The sequence below is a fragment of the Teredinibacter franksiae genome (genome assembly GCF_014218805.1).
In the GTDB taxonomy this organism is placed as follows: domain Bacteria; phylum Pseudomonadota; class Gammaproteobacteria; order Pseudomonadales; family Cellvibrionaceae; genus Teredinibacter; species Teredinibacter franksiae.
In genome coordinates, this window is record NZ_JACJUV010000001.1 from 1,088,442 (window position 1) to 1,104,912 (window position 16,471).

At 46.9% G+C, this 16,471-nt stretch carries 13 protein-coding genes; 7 read left to right on the forward strand and 6 right to left on the reverse strand.

All coding sequences use genetic code 11. The features are described 5' to 3' along the window. The first annotated feature begins 36 nt into the window (after positions 1-36). From rsxA to H5336_RS04390, 7 genes are read left to right on the forward strand one after another with little or no spacing between them, the layout of a single operon-like run. Positions 37-612 (forward strand): electron transport complex subunit RsxA, encoded by a 576-nt coding sequence (rsxA, locus tag H5336_RS04365; RefSeq protein WP_185231761.1) that lies wholly within the window; start codon positions 37-39, stop codon positions 610-612. Between the two features lie 4 nt (positions 613-616). Continuing rightward, positions 617-1,216 carry an electron transport complex subunit RsxB gene (gene rsxB / locus H5336_RS04370; protein ID WP_185231763.1) on the forward strand — a complete coding sequence of 200 codons (600 nt, stop codon included), beginning with the start codon at positions 617-619 and terminating at the stop codon, positions 1,214-1,216. Continuing rightward, the gene (gene rsxC / locus H5336_RS23715) at positions 1,213-2,415 is read left to right on the forward strand and encodes an electron transport complex subunit RsxC (RefSeq protein ID WP_376766514.1); all 1,203 of its coding nucleotides are present in this window, start codon (positions 1,213-1,215) and stop codon (positions 2,413-2,415) included. The genes rsxB and rsxC overlap by 4 nt, the downstream gene beginning before the upstream one ends. Then, positions 2,354-3,502, forward strand: a complete 1,149-nt coding sequence (locus H5336_RS23720; RefSeq protein ID WP_376766515.1) for a hypothetical protein — start codon at positions 2,354-2,356, stop codon at positions 3,500-3,502. Before rsxC ends, H5336_RS23720 begins: the two co-directional genes overlap by 62 nt. Before the next feature lie 2 nt (positions 3,503-3,504). Continuing rightward, positions 3,505-4,545, forward strand: coding sequence for an electron transport complex subunit RsxD (gene rsxD, locus H5336_RS04380; protein ID WP_185231765.1), 1,041 nt, complete (start codon positions 3,505-3,507; stop codon positions 4,543-4,545). Positions 4,546-4,580: 35 nt separating this feature from the next. After that, entirely contained in the window at positions 4,581-5,207 is a 627-nt protein-coding gene (gene rsxG, locus H5336_RS04385) for an electron transport complex subunit RsxG (protein WP_185231767.1), read from the forward strand. Between the two features lie 2 nt (positions 5,208-5,209). Continuing rightward, a complete protein-coding gene (locus H5336_RS04390; protein ID WP_185231769.1) occupies positions 5,210-5,920 on the forward strand; it encodes an electron transport complex subunit E in 711 nt (236 codons plus the stop codon). A gap of 20 nt (positions 5,921-5,940) precedes the next feature. Here the strand turns inward: H5336_RS04390 and H5336_RS04395 are convergent, their stop codons facing one another. From H5336_RS04395 to H5336_RS04420, 6 genes are all read right to left on the reverse strand, one after another. Further along, a complete protein-coding gene (locus H5336_RS04395; protein ID WP_185231771.1) occupies positions 5,941-6,567 on the reverse strand; it encodes a nucleotide-binding protein in 627 nt (208 codons plus the stop codon). Positions 6,568-6,693: 126 nt separating this feature from the next. Further along, entirely contained in the window at positions 6,694-8,814 is a 2,121-nt protein-coding gene (gene pabB / locus H5336_RS04400) for an aminodeoxychorismate synthase component I (protein ID WP_185231773.1), read from the reverse strand. Between the two features lie 30 nt (positions 8,815-8,844). Beyond that, positions 8,845-9,228 (reverse strand): lactoylglutathione lyase, encoded by a 384-nt coding sequence (gene gloA / locus H5336_RS04405; RefSeq protein ID WP_185231775.1) that lies wholly within the window; start codon positions 9,226-9,228, stop codon positions 8,845-8,847. Between the two features lie 533 nt (positions 9,229-9,761). Continuing rightward, entirely contained in the window at positions 9,762-11,336 is a 1,575-nt protein-coding gene (locus H5336_RS04410) for an FG-GAP repeat domain-containing protein (RefSeq protein WP_246439026.1), read from the reverse strand. Between the two features lie 57 nt (positions 11,337-11,393). Further along, positions 11,394-12,878 carry a tryptophan halogenase family protein gene (locus tag H5336_RS04415; RefSeq protein ID WP_185231777.1) on the reverse strand — a complete coding sequence of 495 codons (1,485 nt, stop codon included), beginning with the start codon at positions 12,876-12,878 and terminating at the stop codon, positions 11,394-11,396. A 320-nt stretch (positions 12,879-13,198) separates the two neighbouring features. Beyond that, the gene (locus tag H5336_RS04420) at positions 13,199-16,222 is read right to left on the reverse strand and encodes a TonB-dependent receptor (protein WP_185231779.1); all 3,024 of its coding nucleotides are present in this window, start codon (positions 16,220-16,222) and stop codon (positions 13,199-13,201) included. Positions 16,223-16,471: the final 249 nt, after the last annotated feature.

A 16,471-nucleotide genomic window follows, 5' to 3' on the forward strand; every position in this document is an offset into this window, starting at 1 on the left:
TATTTTTAACTAACAATTAAACGTTAAACAGCAGCAATGACAGAATTTGCGCTCATTTTATTAAGCACCGTTTTGGTCAACAACTTTGTACTGGTTCAATTTTTGGGCCTGTGCCCCTTTATGGGTGTTTCCAACAAACTGGAAACAGCCATCGGCATGAGTACGGCCACAACCTTCGTGCTTACCCTAGCCTCTATTTGCAGCTACATGGTACATAGCTGGGTTCTCGAACCGCTGGGTTTGACGTATTTAAAAACCATATCGTTTATTTTAGTGATCGCTGCTGTTGTGCAATTTGCCAAAATGTTTATCGAAAAAACCAGCCCTCTGCTGTATCGCGTACTGGGTGTTTTTCTTCCATTGATAACCACCAACTGTGCGGTACTAGGCGTAGCCCTTCAAAACACCAACAAAGCCCACAACTTTTTGGAATCCACTTTCTATGGGTTTGGAGCAGCCGTTGGTTTCTCACTGGTGCTTATTTTATTTTCAGCCATGCGTGAGCGACTTGCAGTAGCAGACGTCCCCCAAGCGTTTCAAGGCGCTGCAATTGGCATGATCACCGCCGGCTTAATGTCGCTGGCGTTTATGGGATTCGCAGGTCTCGTTTAACATTATGATTGAACTCCTTACTCAAAACCCCGTTATTGGCGCTGTCATTGCGCTTGGCAGTATGGCCGCTATATTTGGTGGTGTATTGGGCTTTGCAGCCATTCGTTTCAAAGTCGAAGGGGATCCACTTGTTGAGCAAGTAGACGAACTACTACCACAAACACAATGTGGCCAGTGTGGCTATCCTGGTTGCCGCCCCTACGCACAAGCCATCGTCGATGGCGATGAAATCAATAAATGTCCGCCGGGCGGCCATACTACAATTGCCGCACTAGCCAACCTACTGGATGTTGAAGCCCCCTCTCTAGACGAAGAGCACGGCGAAGAGTCGGACACCAAAAAAGTGGCCTACATTCGCGAAGACGAATGTATTGGTTGTACTAAATGTATTCAGGCTTGCCCGGTTGATGCCATTTTGGGTGCGGCAAAACAAATGCATACCGTTATTATCTCCGAATGTACAGGGTGCGATCTCTGTGTAGAACCCTGCCCGGTAGACTGTATCGATATGCTGCCAGTAGAAGATGGAGTAAGCGCCTGGAAGTGGGATAAACCTCAATTAAATATCATTGCCACGGATCGTAACCAGGAGCACGCTGCATGAGTGCCCTACATAACGATCGCAAAACTTTTGGTATTCACGGCGGCGTACACCCGCCGGAAAATAAAATCCAGTCAACCAGCGAAGCCATTGGCTCTATTCCGTTGGCCGATGAATTAGTGCTACCACTCAATCAGCACATTGGCGCCATGGCGATACCCGCTGTAGAAGTAGGCGAAAACGTTTTAAAGGGGCAATTAATTGCGGATGCCGACGGTATTTTCAGTGCGACCCTTCATGCCTCCACCTCTGGAAGCATTACCGCAATCGAAGAACGGGAAATCCCACACCCCTCCGGCATGATGGCCGACTGTATTGTGATTACACCCGACGGTAAAGATGAATGGATTGAACTGAACGACTGTGAAAATTACACGGACTTAGATCACCAGCAACTAGTGGCAAAAATTCGTGCTGCTGGCATCGCGGGAATGGGTGGCGCCGGCTTCCCAACCGCCGTAAAAGTAAACCCACGAGCAGACAACCCCATACAAACACTGATACTAAACGGAACCGAGTGCGAACCCTACATTACCGCAGACGATATGCTCATGCGGGAGCGGGCCGATGAAGTAGTCGCCGGAGCCAAACTGCTAGCAAAACTTCTTAACAACCCCGAAGAAGTGCTCATCGGTATCGAAGACAACAAGCCCGAAGCTATTGCCGCCATGCGTAGGGCTGCCGAACATAGCGCTATAGAGATTGTTGTTTTCCCTACAAAATACCCTTCTGGTGGCGAAAAACAATTAATTGAAATAATTACCGGTAAACAGGTGCCTAGTGGTGGCATACCGGCACAAATAGGCATTGTGGTGCAAAACGTGGCAACCGCTGTTGCCGCCTATCGCGCCGTAAGGTTTGGTGAGCCATTGGTAAGCCGTGTAACCACCGTTGTCGGTGATTCGCTCTTACATCAACGCAATATAGATGTACCCTTGGGTACGCCCATTGCTCACATTCTAAGTGCTCACGGCTGGCGTCAAGAGGAATCCGATCGCTTAATTATTGGCGGCCCGATGATGGGCTTCACACTGAAATGCTCCGACGCACCGGTTACAAAAACCACCAATTGTATTTTAGCCCCTTCAATCACAGAAATGCCTGCCCCCCCCCCCCGCGCAGGCCTGCATTCGCTGTGGCATGTGTGCCGAGGCCTGCCCGGCCAACCTCTTACCGCAACAGCTTTTCTGGTATTCGCGTAGCGAAAATTATGATCAATTACGAGAGCACAATCTATTCGACTGCATTGAATGCGGTGCCTGCTCCTTCGTATGCCCCAGCAATATTCCATTGGTGCAATACTACCGCGCATCCAAAGGCGAAATTCGACAGCTCGACGGTGAAAAAGAAAAGTCCGACCGGGCAAGATTGCGCTTTGAAGCAAGGCAAGAGCGTATCGCGCGTGCCGATGCCGAAAAAGAAGCCAAGCGCTTAGCAAGAAAAGAAGCCGCCGAAAAAGCCAAAAAACTCCAAGCTGAAAAGACTGCCACCGCGCCAGAAAAAGATATCGTTAAAGAGGCTGTGGACACAGCGCAAAGCAAAGAAGTTGACCCGGCGAAGGAAAAAGCCAAATTCGAACGCGCCGTTTCCAGTGCAAACAGCCGTGTTGAACGCGCTAAAGCATCACTTGAAACGTCAAAAACCGAGGGCGCCGAGGAGGCCCGTATCGAATCGCTCAAAGCTCGACTAAAGCAAGCCGAGCTGAAAGCCGGTGAGGCTGAAATCAAACTAAAAGAGTTCGACAAGCAGCTGTCTGCCATCGAAAGCACAAGTAAAGCGGTAGAAGAAAAAATAACAACCTCGCCAAGAGAAAAAATAGAAAAGTCCATCGTCACTATAGAAAAGCGTATCGCTACCGCCAAAGAAAAGCTGGCCGAAGCCCAAGCCGCCAACACCCCTACCGCAGGAGCCTTGCAAAAGGGGGTTGAAAAACTCGAACAGAAACTGGTAACAAATCAACAGGAGCTTGCCCAGTTAAACGCTGAAACCGAGAGCTCTGAAACTGAGGGTAAGGAAGCACAAAAAGAATCCTCTCCGGTTGTGGATGTGGCCAAGGCCGCCATTGAAAAAGCCAAAGCCAAGGCCGCTATACAAGCCGCAATGTCTCCCGAAGAAAAGATGATGGAGCAGATCAAATCATTACAAGTACGTTTGGATAAGGCGCGTACTCGCTTAAAGAATGCGCAGAATGAGAACAACGAAAACATTGATGCCTTTGAAGCAGGCGTAGCCAAGCTAGAGACAAAACTGGCACAAGCCCAGGCGACATTAACAGAAGGTAATATTTAATCATGGCCTTGTTAAACATTACCTCACCCCATGCACATAAACCTGGCGATACCGGCACGGTAATGAAAACCGTACTACTGGCCATTGTTCCAGGCGTTGCAGTGCTAACCTATTTTTTCGGGCCAGGCGTACTATTCAACATCATAATCGCCAGTGTATTTTCACTCGCTTATGAAGGCGCATTTCTGAAATTGCGCAATCGCTCCGTGGGCTTTTACCTGAAGGACTACAGCGCTTTGGTAACCGCCGTTTTACTGGCACTGGCAATACCACCCTACGCACCTTGGTGGTTAATCGCCACCGGCAGCTTTTTTGCCATCGTTGTCGCTAAACAGCTCTACGGGGGCTTAGGATACAACCCTTTTAATCCGGCGATGGTTGGCTACATTGTCTTACTGATTTCCTTTCCCTTAGAAATGAGCCAGTGGCCCGCTGCTGCGTCTACTCTAGCCGAAGGTCAGGCGCTACCCAGTATTGTGCAGAGTCTTGGCCAGGTGTTTTTAGGTAACACCATCGACGGTTACACGGCCGCAACGCCGCTGGACATTTTGAAACAAAACAACAGCCTTGAACTTAGCGAGCTGTATAAAACTGACCCTGGATTTCTCGCCGGAAAATGGGCTGGCGCCGGTTGGGAGTGGGCGAACCTAGCATTTCTTTTAGGCGGCTTCTTTCTACTCTACAAAAAAATATTCACTTGGCACGCCCCCGTAGCGATGCTAGTGAGCCTAACCGTGTTGTCGGCTGTGTGTTACGACGGAGGAAGCTCTTCTAGCGTAGGCTCGCCAGTCTTTCACTTGTTATCCGGTGCCACCATGCTCGGCGCCTTTTTTATTGTAACCGACCCGGTCACCAGTACCGTGAGTAATCGTGGTCGACTCATTTACGGCACCTTAATTGGCGTATTGATTTTTGTCATTCGTGTGTGGGGCAACTACCCCGACGCAGTAGCTTTTGCGGTATTGCTAATGAATTTTGCGGCGCCGTTTGTGGATTACTACACCAAACCCAAAACTTATGGCCACGTAAAATCTAGCCGTTAAACACGATCCTATTTACCGCTATTTGAGAACATAATGTGCTGACTCAATCGATCAGTAAAAACAGTTTGATCCTCGCCGCCTTTGCATTAGTCACAGCGGGCATTCTCGCTGTCACCTATCAGGCTACAGCTGAACGTATTGCCGAAGAAGAACGCAAAGCTGCACAGGCTGCCCTACTTGAAATTGTGCCCGCGACTCGGCACGATAACGATATGCTGTCGCACACGTTTAGCATACCGCAATACCTGCTGGCTGAACTTGGCCTTAAAAATAACGCCAACATTCACCTAGCCTATAACAACGATGAACCGGTGGCCGCAATTGTCCCAGCGCTTGCGCCAGATGGATACAGCGGCGATATAAAACTGATTATTGGTATTAATGCCGATGGTAGCTTAGCCGGCGTTCGAGTTTTGACCCATAAAGAAACACCAGGCCTTGGCGATAAAATTGATCTGCGAAAAAGTGATTGGATTCTAGGCTTTAACGGCAAGTCGCTAACTAACCCAAACATCGAACAATGGGCAGTAAAAAAAGACGGCGGTCATTTTGACCAGTTTACCGGCGCTACAATTACACCGCGCGCGGTAGTACAACGGGTTAAACAAACACTACAATTTTACAGTACGCATCGGGCGCTAATTTTCGAGAAGAGTGAATAACCATGACCAGCTACCGCGAAATTACCGCTAACGGTTTATGGAAGAACAACCCGGCCTTGGTTCAATTACTAGGCCTCTGCCCACTTTTAGCCGTAACCGGCTCGGTGGTCAATGCCCTGGGCTTGGGGCTGGCCACAATGCTAGTGTTAATGGGCTCTAATTTTTCTGTTTCGTTAATTCGTAACGCGGTAAGCGACGCGGTAAAACTGCCCGCATTCGTAATGATTATTGCGGCCTTTACCACCTGCGCAGAGCTCTTAATGCAGGCCTATACCTATGAGCTGTATCAGATACTGGGTATTTTTATTCCCCTTATTGTAACCAATTGCTCCATCCTCGGCCGAGCCGATGCCTTTGCTTGCAAGAACCCTTTACTCCCTTCGTTAGTCGATGGTTTTATGATGGGGTTAGGTTTTTTGTTGGTACTGGTCACCATTGGCGCTCTAAGAGAGATCCTGGGAGCCGGTACGCTATTCGACAATATGCATCTATTATTTGGTGAGAGTGCCCGCGGCTGGACGCTGAATCTGTTCGGCGACAACTATAAAGGCTTTCTTGTAGCCGTATTGCCGCCCGGAGCCTTTTTAATTGCCGGGCTGTTAATTGCCATTAAAAATATGATTGATATGGAATTAAAAAAGCAGGCCGAAAAAAATAAAGCAACCATAGAGAAGGGTTCCAAACGCGTGCGTACTACCGGCCATGTTACTTAATAGATTATTGCTGCTTGCCCTTAATGTTCCGTGGCGTTTAGCCAGTCAATAATAGGCTGCCACTGGGCGGTATCTATAGACACCATTCCAGGGGGGAGATCGAAAATCGTCAAGCCCTTGTCCATTGCCCGAACATAATTTTGTGTATCGCGTAGCGAAGAGATTAAGGGTAGCTCAACCCGGTTTAAAAACTCCAACAGTACCTGAAAGTAGCGCGTTTTGGTTTTTGCTCGATTGGCAACGATACCGATTTTAATGGATGATTCCATTACTCCAGAGCGGTACAGCCCCATAATAAAGCGAAGACAAGCTTTGATATCGGTGGGCGAAGACAAAATAGGAATCAGCACACAATCCCCTTCATGGATAATATCGGCTACGTGGTCTAAGTCCCACGCGGCGGGCATATCATGCACAACCATCTCTGCACGGCTACCCACCACCGGCTGATCAACCGCTAAGGCCACGAGCTCAATGTGTGAATATTTATCAGGTCGAGAACCTAACCAATCGGAGCTAGAGCGCTGGGTATCGTGGTCCACAAGCAATACAGACTTACCCTGATTCGCGAAGTACCCTGCAAGCTGCGCGGCTATTGTTGTTTTACCGCAGCCCCCTTTAGGGTTGGCAATGAATATTTGGTTCATGGAAGACTGAATTCCGAAATGGCCCCGCTTCATTTATAGCAGATAAGAACGCGGCAATCTTCACATCAGAGTAAATTGTGGCGGCTATCAAAATAGTTGCTCAATTAACAAACAGACGTAGGCACTTTAACGCTTACCTTTCTGCTCGGCAGCTAGTACCGCAGTGATCAGCGCCTCACTCTTCAGTAACGTCTCCTGCAACTCCTGCTCGGGGTCAGATAGATCCACAATAGCGCCCCCCACACCAACTTCTGCTACGCCGCGATGCATCACTAGAGTACGAATAACAATATTTAAATCCGCACAGCCGTTGAATGCCAAGTAACCTATGGTACCGGAATAGATGCCTCTCGCTTCAGCCTCAAGCCTGCCTAAAATATCCAAGGTGCGCTTTTTGGGCGCACCGGTCATGCTACCACCGGGGAAACAGGCCCGCACACAGCCCAGCGCTGTTGTATTGCGTTTCAAGTGGCTGCGAATCGTACTGACAAGCTGATGAACAGTGGCATAAGTTTCCACATCGAAAAGTTTGGTAACCTGTACGCTACCAATTTCGGATACCCGGCCGAGGTCATTCCGCAGTAAATCAACAATCATCAGGTTTTCAGCACGATCTTTCTCACTGGTGCGTAGGTCTGAGATTAAAGCTTCATCTTCCAGAGCACTGGCACCTCGTTTTCGAGTACCTTTGATCGGCTTAGTTTCCACAACACCGTGCCGGTTGATCGCTAAAAAACGTTCTGGTGAAGCACAGAGTACCGTCAAATCATCTGAGAATTTCAAATAGCCACTATAGGGCGCGGGGTTACTTGCCCGCAATATTTGGTAGGTTTTCAGAGCGTCAACCTGTGTCGATTTTTTCAGCTTATTGGTTAGGCAAACTTCGTAGGTTTCGCCCTCGTGAATAAACTGCTTCGCCTGGGTAATTCTCTCTAAGTATTCACGCTCATTCAGCGCTCTCTCGAACGAGTTCATACTTATTGGATCTGTAAGTACCTCTGGATCTTGGTGCGGCGCTTTTGAAGCCACAGCCAAGACACGCTGTAATTCATCCTCACAGCGACTCATCCAAGCTTCAGCTCTGGGTTGAGACGACACGGTATCCATCACTAGGAGATAAATCACTTCTTCGAGGTGATCAAAAACCAAAGCGCGATCGGCAAGCAGCCACATAGCATCGGGCGTATCGGCTACATGATTTTCAGGATAGCCACATTCGGCCTTCATCTCGTAACCAAAGTAGCCCACGTAGCCGAGATTAAAATCAAAGGGGAAATCTGCATCAAAACTGTCAAATTGTTTTAATTGCGCGTCGAGATAGTCAAACACAGAGCCTGGATATCGCTCTACCGCACCCATCCGCTCTATTCTGGTTTCACCAGCCTGCACTTTATAACTGACAAGCTCTGAAAAGGGGCCAGAATTATCGCCCATAAACGAAAATCTAGCACCGCCAGCAATCAAGGATGAGTCGAGCCAGAATGATTTCGTTGAACCACCAAAGTGTTTTTCAAAAACGTCACCCGGCTCTACAAAATAAGGCAGGCGTCGATGAAAGAGACGCATCTTGCTTGAATCTACACGGGGATTATTCAAGCCAACCCCGTGAGGCGCCGGGGGAGGTGCATTTGGTAGAGCCCGACTTTCATCCGTAGGAGGGTTTTGCTTATACCAGGCAACAGTGAGGTCTTGAAAATTTTGTACAAGCTGATAACCATACCCCGAACAGATGGATTCAGGATGAAACTGTACCCCCCACATGGGCCGAGTTTTATGGCGAATGGCCATTACCGTGTTGTCGGTTGTAAACGCCGAAACTTCTAGCTCTTGGGGTAAATCGGTAATCACCAAGGAATGGTAGCGCACCACGTCGAAAGGCGAAGGGATATCCTTAAACAGTTCCATTTTACTGTGATGTATAGAGCTTATGCGCCCGTGCATGACTTCCTGTGCGTAATCGACACGCGCACCACAAAAATAACCCAGCCCCTGATGCCCGAGACAAACACCTAAAACGGGGATTTCTGCCTGCTCGATGACGTCCCGACAAATACCGAAGTCGTCGGTGCGCTCTGGGCGCCCCGGCCCAGGACTGATAACAATGTTGTCAAACCCTCTACGCCTCAGTTCCGCCCAACTTAACTCATCATTGCGCACGACAACCGGAGGCACTCGGTTGACCTCTGCAATTAATTGATAGAGGTTATAGGTGAAGGAATCAAAATTATCGATTAATAAGGTTTTCAAGGGCGAATTACTTCATCTAAGCTTTGGGCATTATTTACAGGTGAGTAATTCGATCTTATACCCGTCGGGGTCTTCGACAAAAGCCAAGATGGTTGTCCCATGCTTCATTGGCCCGGCTTCGCGTACGACTTTACCTCCTGCAGCCTTGATTTTGTCACAGGCCGCGTACACATCCACCACGCCGATGGCCAAATGACCAAAACCAGAGCCCAATTCGTATTCCGCAGTATCCCAGTTATGGGTTAATTCGAGCACCGTACTATTCGCCTCATCGCCATACCCCACAAAAGCTAGGGTAAACTTCCCTTCTGGGTAGTCTTTCCTACGCAGTAACTTCATACCCAGTATTTCGGTGTAAAAAGCCAGAGACTTGTCTAAATCACCTACTCTTAGCATGGTGTGGAGGAATTGCATAGGTCACCCTTAATCAATTAAAACAGAGGGGGTGAAGAATACTGCTGGAGACCTGAGTTGGCAAATAATGGGTTAGCGAGCAGGGTTATGGCTCTCAGTAAAACGGTTACAGGAAAGTACTTCTGCCGACGCTAAAGGCGCTACGATGAAACCCTACACAACGCCCCATAGGTACTTGGTATAATTTACGGCAATTCGTTGCACTTACGCCTTAATAGCACAGCCGAGTAGGTCGATGACAAAACTTTCTATCAGCTATGGCGTGTGCCGCCACCCCCCTAAAAGGGTATTTACCCACCACCTCATGTGTTGAGCAAAAACCGAGCACCTCACCTTCAAATGCTAGCACAACAGTTTAGATAGAACAGAGGTTACCGGCATAGGGCGGCCTGTCGAAAAAATTTAGCCCCCTCCATGAAGCGTACGAAAAGCCCTGAAGTCCGCAGGCTAGAAAATCTTATCACGCGTTGGCCAAGCCCCCTCTAAGCAAACCCCCTTGCACTAGTACTTACAGGGATGCGCAGAGGATAAAATCATTTGGTAGCGCTATCCTGTAGCTGCATTACGGGCTTTTCTCTTGAGATTTTCACTATTCGAGGTTTTTTGTTTTCGTTTTTAAGGATATCTTTCGCCCTAGCCCGATCAATAAACTGCAAATTCATAAACTTTTTCAACAAATCTATATCGAACAATCCTGCCAAAATTTCCAGATCACCATTACCGTCAATATCCACCAACTCAAAGGAAACAATACTACTTGGCTCGTGAATAATGGGACGAGCATGAAAATTTTGCTTTCCATCATTTTCGTACCAAATCAGAGTTTGCCGTTTTTCGTCCTCCCAATAGTTATTCCAACTGCTGGCCACAATATCGTTGTCGCCATCATTATCCCAGTCACCGACCTGCGCTTTAGATGCCCCATAAAATCGACCAACATCATGATACTCAAATTCCAAACCTCCTCTATTCTCCAGCCACTGCACTCCATGGTAAGGTTTTGGATCATGCTGAAAATCATGTGCATCACCATTGGTGAATAATATATCCGTATCACCGTCCATATCAATATCATAGAAATTTATCGCAGTAGGCCCTACCATTGGGTGAGAGGCCTGAAATAAGAGGGCCTGCTCATAATTACCCCCTCCTCGGTTTATTAAAGCTACAATTTGTTCATGTTCTTGAGTGAGAAAACTCACGAGATCCAGCTTTCCGTCATTATTGATATCAACTGGCGTTATATTTAACCCCCCACCAATATTAAACAAGGTCCGTTTTTTATAACCTTTACCTACCCCAAGGTTTTCCAACCAAGCAATTTCACCTGGCACATCACCACCAAATATTGACACCGCAATATCTAGATCACCATCGTCATCCATATCCAATGGCTGGGCGTCTGTTACACGACCAACATTTTTCAAAATAACTTTTTTTTCGAACTTGTTTTTTTTAACTTGTTCTAACAAAACTACACGCCCGGCGTAAACCCCCGTTGGCGGAAAAAAAAGACCAAGAGATGAAACTAAAACATCATTATCTCCATCATTATCGATATCAACTACGGTAGCATTACTGGGCACTTTAACTTTAGCCAATATAGTCTCAGTCCACTTCGAACCGTCTATAACAAGATGAGAAACGGTATCAGTTTCACCATCACAAACCAGAAACTCTTGCCCAGCTGAACCAGTCAGCTCAACAGCCTTCAAGTTGATAACCAAAGGTAGCTTCGCTTTCCTTCCGATCTCGTTTACCCGATGCATTACCCCTTTATTTCCCGAAACCACATAAGGAAGTACGGGTAAGGCGTCAGGGCTATTCCCGTAGTAAAAAGCCGTAATATCTCGGATATGTGCTTCAGAAATAAAGGGTTTACCGTATTTATCTTCGGCTATCTCTGCCATTCTTTTAACAACGTATGGCCAGCTCTTCTTGGGCATCAAGCTAGGTGACGGAGCATAGTGGCACCCGCTGCAATATTGTTCGACAATCTTTGCAACCTGCCCATATGTTTTTTTATCATCGGCATCAGAAATTGGAGGCCAAGACAAGACCAAAAACGCAAACACTAGCATTATCGAATGACTTTTAATTACGCTCATAGATATAGATACCAATACAGTGATCACTTATTTAATCACAATCGAAAATATTTAGAGCTAAGAATCAACCCTACAATATTGATTTACGAAATCTTGGTGCGAAGGCAATTTTTCAACTTGCCCATCTACGGAAGCCTTTATTCCATCAAGGAACCTCCCCAGCTCCGAATCTGTCATAGTAGCTGCCAACTGGTGGTAATGCTTTGGCATTAGACCTTGCCCCATCATTACTTGAGTCCACGAATCTATTCTGAACAATTCATTTTCCGCCTGAAATGAGTGTCCCGTTCTCTCAAACAAATTTAATCGATGGGTCAAAGTATCGGGAACAGTCATTGATCGACAATGGCGCCAAAACGGACTATCAGTGCGATCGGTTACGTGATAGTGAAGTATAATAAAATCACGGATTTGTTCCATTTCAATTTTTAGACGGCTGTTGTATTCATCAACGGTAGTTTGATCAACCCCATCAAACGGAAATAATTGCATTAAACGTGTTATACCCGTCATAAAAAGGTGAATACTGGTAGATTCTAAGGGCTCAAGAAACCCGCTAGACAACCCCAGAGCTAAACAGTTTTTACTCCACCCAAGTCTGCGCCGCCCCGTACGGTATTTGATTACTCGGGGTTCATTTATTGGATCACCCTCTATATTTTTCAACAGCAGCGTCCGGGCCGATTCATCTTCTAAATAGTTACTACAATAAACCAGCCCGTTACCTACACGGTGTTGCAGCGGAATCTGCCATTGCCATCCCGAATCGTGTGCGATCGACCGCGTATAGGGTACCGCAGGATTTATTGCCTTTGTTTGTACGGCAATGGCACTGTCGCACGGCAACCAATGAGACCAATCTTCATATCCGACATGCAACGCCTTTTCCATCAGGAGCGCACGAAAACCGGTACAATCAATAAATAAATCCCCCTCAACTAACGCTCCGCTCTGTAACTGTAAAGATTCAATGAAGCCAGTAGACGGCGATAGATTGGCTCCCGTAATAGTGCCTTCCATTCGCTCCACACCAAGTTTTTCACTAAACTCCCGAAGATACTTCCCATACCGACCAGCGTCCAAATGGTAGGCATAATTAATACTACTTTCTTGTGAAAACCCAAATCTGCTCTGCTTCGCAGCTTGCAACTCAAAGCAATACTCATCGAAATCTTTGGCAATATTTTGCTCTTTTCCTCGCAACCAAAAATTATGGAATTCTGCCAGCCACGCCCCAGCCCCGGTCTTACCGAAAGAATGAATATACGATGAACCTTGCCGTCCCCAATTTTCGAAGCTGATACCCAACTTGAACGTCGCACTGGTGCGACGCATAAACTCCTGCTCATCTATACCCAATAATTTGTGAAACGTGCGCATTGGAGGAATAGTCGCCTCCCCCACACCCACCGTATCGATCATATCGGATTCAACCAATGTGATACTTAGGATATCCCCCAACTTTTTCGAAAGCGCAGCCGCAGCCAACCAGCCTGCGGTTCCCCCACCGGCTATAATTACTTTTTTAATCTTCTTATTCATTATTCCCCCCAAGAGGCTCGACCAAAACACTACAGTACTAATGCCATGCTTAAGTCATAGTTTGTAATTCCGAGTCACATCTTCCAGCATACAAAATAAGCTACGTTGTTGTTGATCAAACTAATGCCACAGCCATTCAGAACTAAAAACAGTACAAGTAACCGCTGTACCGAATCCTCCAAGGCTAAGACAAAATGGTCACCCTACCAGCACCCCCTTATTTGCCCATAAAAATGTGCATTCAAATAAAAAAAGGCCGCTAAGTATAGCGGCCTTTCCAAGGGAGGGTATCAGAGTAGCATTAAGCTTTTGCTAACAAATTAGAACTTGTAACGAACACCGGCTTGCCAGCGCGCACCCAAATCATCGTAATACCATAGCTGGCGAGAGTTGCGAGCATGCTGACGATAGTCTTCTCCAGTGATGTTAATCCCCTCAAAGGACACAGCTAAATCATCGGTAATATCGTAACTTACATTCAAATCAATCTGTGAGTACTCTTCAACATAACGCGGGTTATTCGAACCCTTAAAATTCGCTTCGTCAAGAAACTCATCGCGCCAGTTGTACGCCAACCTTGCTTGAACACCATAGTTTTCATACATCAGCACTAGGTTCGCGGTATCACTTAAGCCAGTCAGAGCAAACTGAGAATCGTCAGGGTGAGCAAGGTTATCAAAGCCTACATCGCCATTGACGAATGTGTAATTCGCTAACACACCGAAGCCTGTATCACCAAAGAAGTGCTGTACGGCAAATTCAGCACCGTATATTGTAGCTTCTTTATTATTCTCAGGGCGGCTCGTGCGGAAGACCATTTCAGGGTCACCCTCTTCAGGAACGACATCCCACCCATCGGTTTCCCCTAATAGCAATAGCTGCTCTGTCGTAGCCTCAAATACACCATTGGGGAATATTAGGTCGCCATCGTCGTTAGTTGCATCGAGTGCTTCTGGGTGCTCATTGAGCACAACCATTGCGTAAAGGTTAGTATCATCCGACGGTAAACTAAGATCGGACAAATCACCCGCTGCATCCATTACACGCTGGCCATTGGTCTGATCTAGAATTCCGTAGTGCGTCTGATCAACTTGACCCGTACCAATAAAGTTGGCAACACGCTTCTCAAACAATCCTGCAGAGGCATAACTGGTTTCACCGAAGTACCATTCCAAGGAAAGGTCTAGGTTATCCGACTCAAGCGGCAGTAGCGCGGGATTGAAGGAGTCCGCCGTAGGCCGAGTACCGTTGAATGTAGAACCTGAAGTACCGAAATTACTTGGGGAAACGCGCATCTGACCGTATCCAGCGCGAGCAATGGTTTTGCTATAAGAGAACCGACCAATCAAATCGTCCTTGAAGCTAATATCAAAGTCCATGCTTGGCAGGAGATGATCATAGTCCGTAGATACATTTAAGTTTACGACATCCGCACTTGGGTCTGTGTAGGGAGAGAAGTCATTGTTGTTCTCCCACACAAGGTAACTTACAGGCGTCACCGCAGATACAGATTCAACCTTTGTCGATTCATAACGCACGCCAGTTAGGAAATTGACCGGCATTCCGCCCAGATCGCCGGAAAGTGCAACCTGGAAATATGCAGCCGTAGTGTCTTCGTTAACGATGTCATTCGCAGAAAAAGTTTCTTCAACGCGAAGATAAGCTGAATCTGGGTAAAACGTTTCAGCAAACTCGTATAATTCAACCGCATCAGCTCTCCAGGCAACCGTAGGGCTTCGTGATACGTTGGCATCCTCAAACTCACTGTGAACATTCACTTTAGTGAACAAATCGTCGGCAAATTCACCCGGATTAGCAATGCCCCAGTTACCCAGAGTTTGGTTCGCTCCTGAGGTTTGGTAGGCAGCCATTTCCATGGCACGCGTTTCTACACCAAAGTCAAATCGACCCTGATCAAACTCCAAGGTACCATCCAGCTTAATCTGCGTGATTTCATTAGATGACCCTGCACCACGAACTCGACCAATAGAAGAGCCTATATTGGCTGGCGTAATGGCGTTATCCGGAACTGTCGTTTCGTAAGTATAGGTCGGTATATCACCATCAAAGTAGAGTGATTTACCGGAGACCGTTGGAGATCCAAGACCAATGGCAACTTCACCACTATTGTCCGGGCCAGTAGGATCTGAATCCATCTGAGAGTTGTGAACATCAAAAGTGAACGAAAGAGTGTCGGTTAACTGAAAATCCAAATTTACACCCAAAGAATTGAGTTCATTGGATTGCGAGCGATATTGCTGCTCGTAGCCGATATCCACAGTACCGTTATAAGCTTCTGTCACTGAAATGGGGGTGGCAACGGCGGAGTTATCAAACTCTACACCAGCAACATTACTTCCGTTCTGAATCCAGTTGGTAACCTCGCCTCGGTATTCTTCAACATCGTTCTTGGCATAGGTGTAATCCATGGTACCCGTAAAATGCTCGGTGGGCGCAAATTGCAGGGTTAACTGACCATTCGTGCGCTCGCGCTGGGTATCAGAAAATGCATAACGAAAATCGTTTGGACGCGCGTATAACTGTCCGTCGACGGGCTGATTTTCATAAATATCACCGTCGTTGTTATACAGGTTATCTTCTCCCCATACACCGATATTCCAGTCATTTACAGTAACGCCAGTGTAACCGGAATCTCGCTGTTGGTGGCTGAGAGAAAGTGCGGCACCAAACTGTTCGTTATCGTCCGTCCAGCTCACAAGTCCAGACAACTCCGGGGTGACATCACTGTTATAACGGTTTGTGGTATCCATGATTGCTTTAGCGCCAACAGATGCTCTGAAACCAGGATTATCAAGCGGGCGGGCGGTTTTAATGTTAATAGTTGCGCCGATACCGCCAGTCGCAATATTCGCTTTACTGGTCTTGTAGACTTCTACACCGCTAACATTTTCTGCTGCCAAATTGGAGAAATCGAATGCGCGATCACCCCCAGACCTTGTAGTACCATCGGCACCAGAACCACCGCCGTAGGCACCACCGGAAGGCATGGTGCGGCCATTCAGGGTGACCATATTCTTATCTGCTCCGAAGCCACGAACAGTTACTTCAGAACCTTCACCGTTTACTCGATTGATGGACACGCCAGTAATACGCTGCAAAGATTCTGCAAGGTTGGTATCAGGAAATTTACCGATATCTTCTGATGATATAGCATCAACAACACCAGCAGATTGGCGTTTTACATCCATAGACGCTTCCAAACTGGCACGAATACCGGTTACATATACTTCTTCAACAGGTTCTTGTGCAAAAGCCGGAGACACAACGGCTGAAGCCGCCAGTACGCCAACAACGGCACTTGATAGCTTGTTTTTCTTAAACATAGACACTCTCACTCCACGATTAGAGATAGTTTTTATAGACCTTCGAACTTATTTAGCTTTTAAGTTATTTGTTTTCCCTGCTACGTACTGAAGGAAGGCTAGGCATATTTTTGCTTTTTAATAATTATGACCACCTGCTTACTTATCTTATTATTAAACCTCAGTGTTACTCCCCACGAGGTTCTAGTTCTTATATTTAAAAATAAGCAGAATTGATGAGGTGGTGGTCGAATATTACTCTTACTGATA

What these genes read in the sequence shown, in the direction of transcription:
- rsxA (WP_185231761.1), top strand. Translation starts at nt 37, where the DNA reads ATGACAGAATTTGCGCTCATTTTATTAAGCACCGTTTTGGTCAACAAC.
- rsxB (WP_185231763.1), top strand. Translation starts at nt 617, where the DNA reads ATGATTGAACTCCTTACTCAAAACCCCGTTATTGGCGCTGTCATTGCG.
- rsxC (WP_376766514.1), top strand. Translation starts at nt 1,213, where the DNA reads ATGAGTGCCCTACATAACGATCGCAAAACTTTTGGTATTCACGGCGGC.
- H5336_RS23720 (WP_376766515.1), top strand. Translation starts at nt 2,354, where the DNA reads ATGTGTGCCGAGGCCTGCCCGGCCAACCTCTTACCGCAACAGCTTTTC.
- rsxD (WP_185231765.1), top strand. Translation starts at nt 3,505, where the DNA reads ATGGCCTTGTTAAACATTACCTCACCCCATGCACATAAACCTGGCGAT.
- H5336_RS04390 (WP_185231769.1), top strand. Translation starts at nt 5,210, where the DNA reads ATGACCAGCTACCGCGAAATTACCGCTAACGGTTTATGGAAGAACAAC.
- H5336_RS04395 (WP_185231771.1), bottom strand. Translation starts at nt 6,567, where the DNA reads ATGAACCAAATATTCATTGCCAACCCTAAAGGGGGCTGCGGTAAAACA.
- gloA (WP_185231775.1), bottom strand. Translation starts at nt 9,228, where the DNA reads ATGCAATTCCTCCACACCATGCTAAGAGTAGGTGATTTAGACAAGTCT.
- H5336_RS04410 (WP_246439026.1), bottom strand. Translation starts at nt 11,336, where the DNA reads ATGAGCGTAATTAAAAGTCATTCGATAATGCTAGTGTTTGCGTTTTTG.
- H5336_RS04415 (WP_185231777.1), bottom strand. Translation starts at nt 12,878, where the DNA reads ATGAATAAGAAGATTAAAAAAGTAATTATAGCCGGTGGGGGAACCGCA.
- H5336_RS04420 (WP_185231779.1), bottom strand. Translation starts at nt 16,222, where the DNA reads ATGTTTAAGAAAAACAAGCTATCAAGTGCCGTTGTTGGCGTACTGGCG.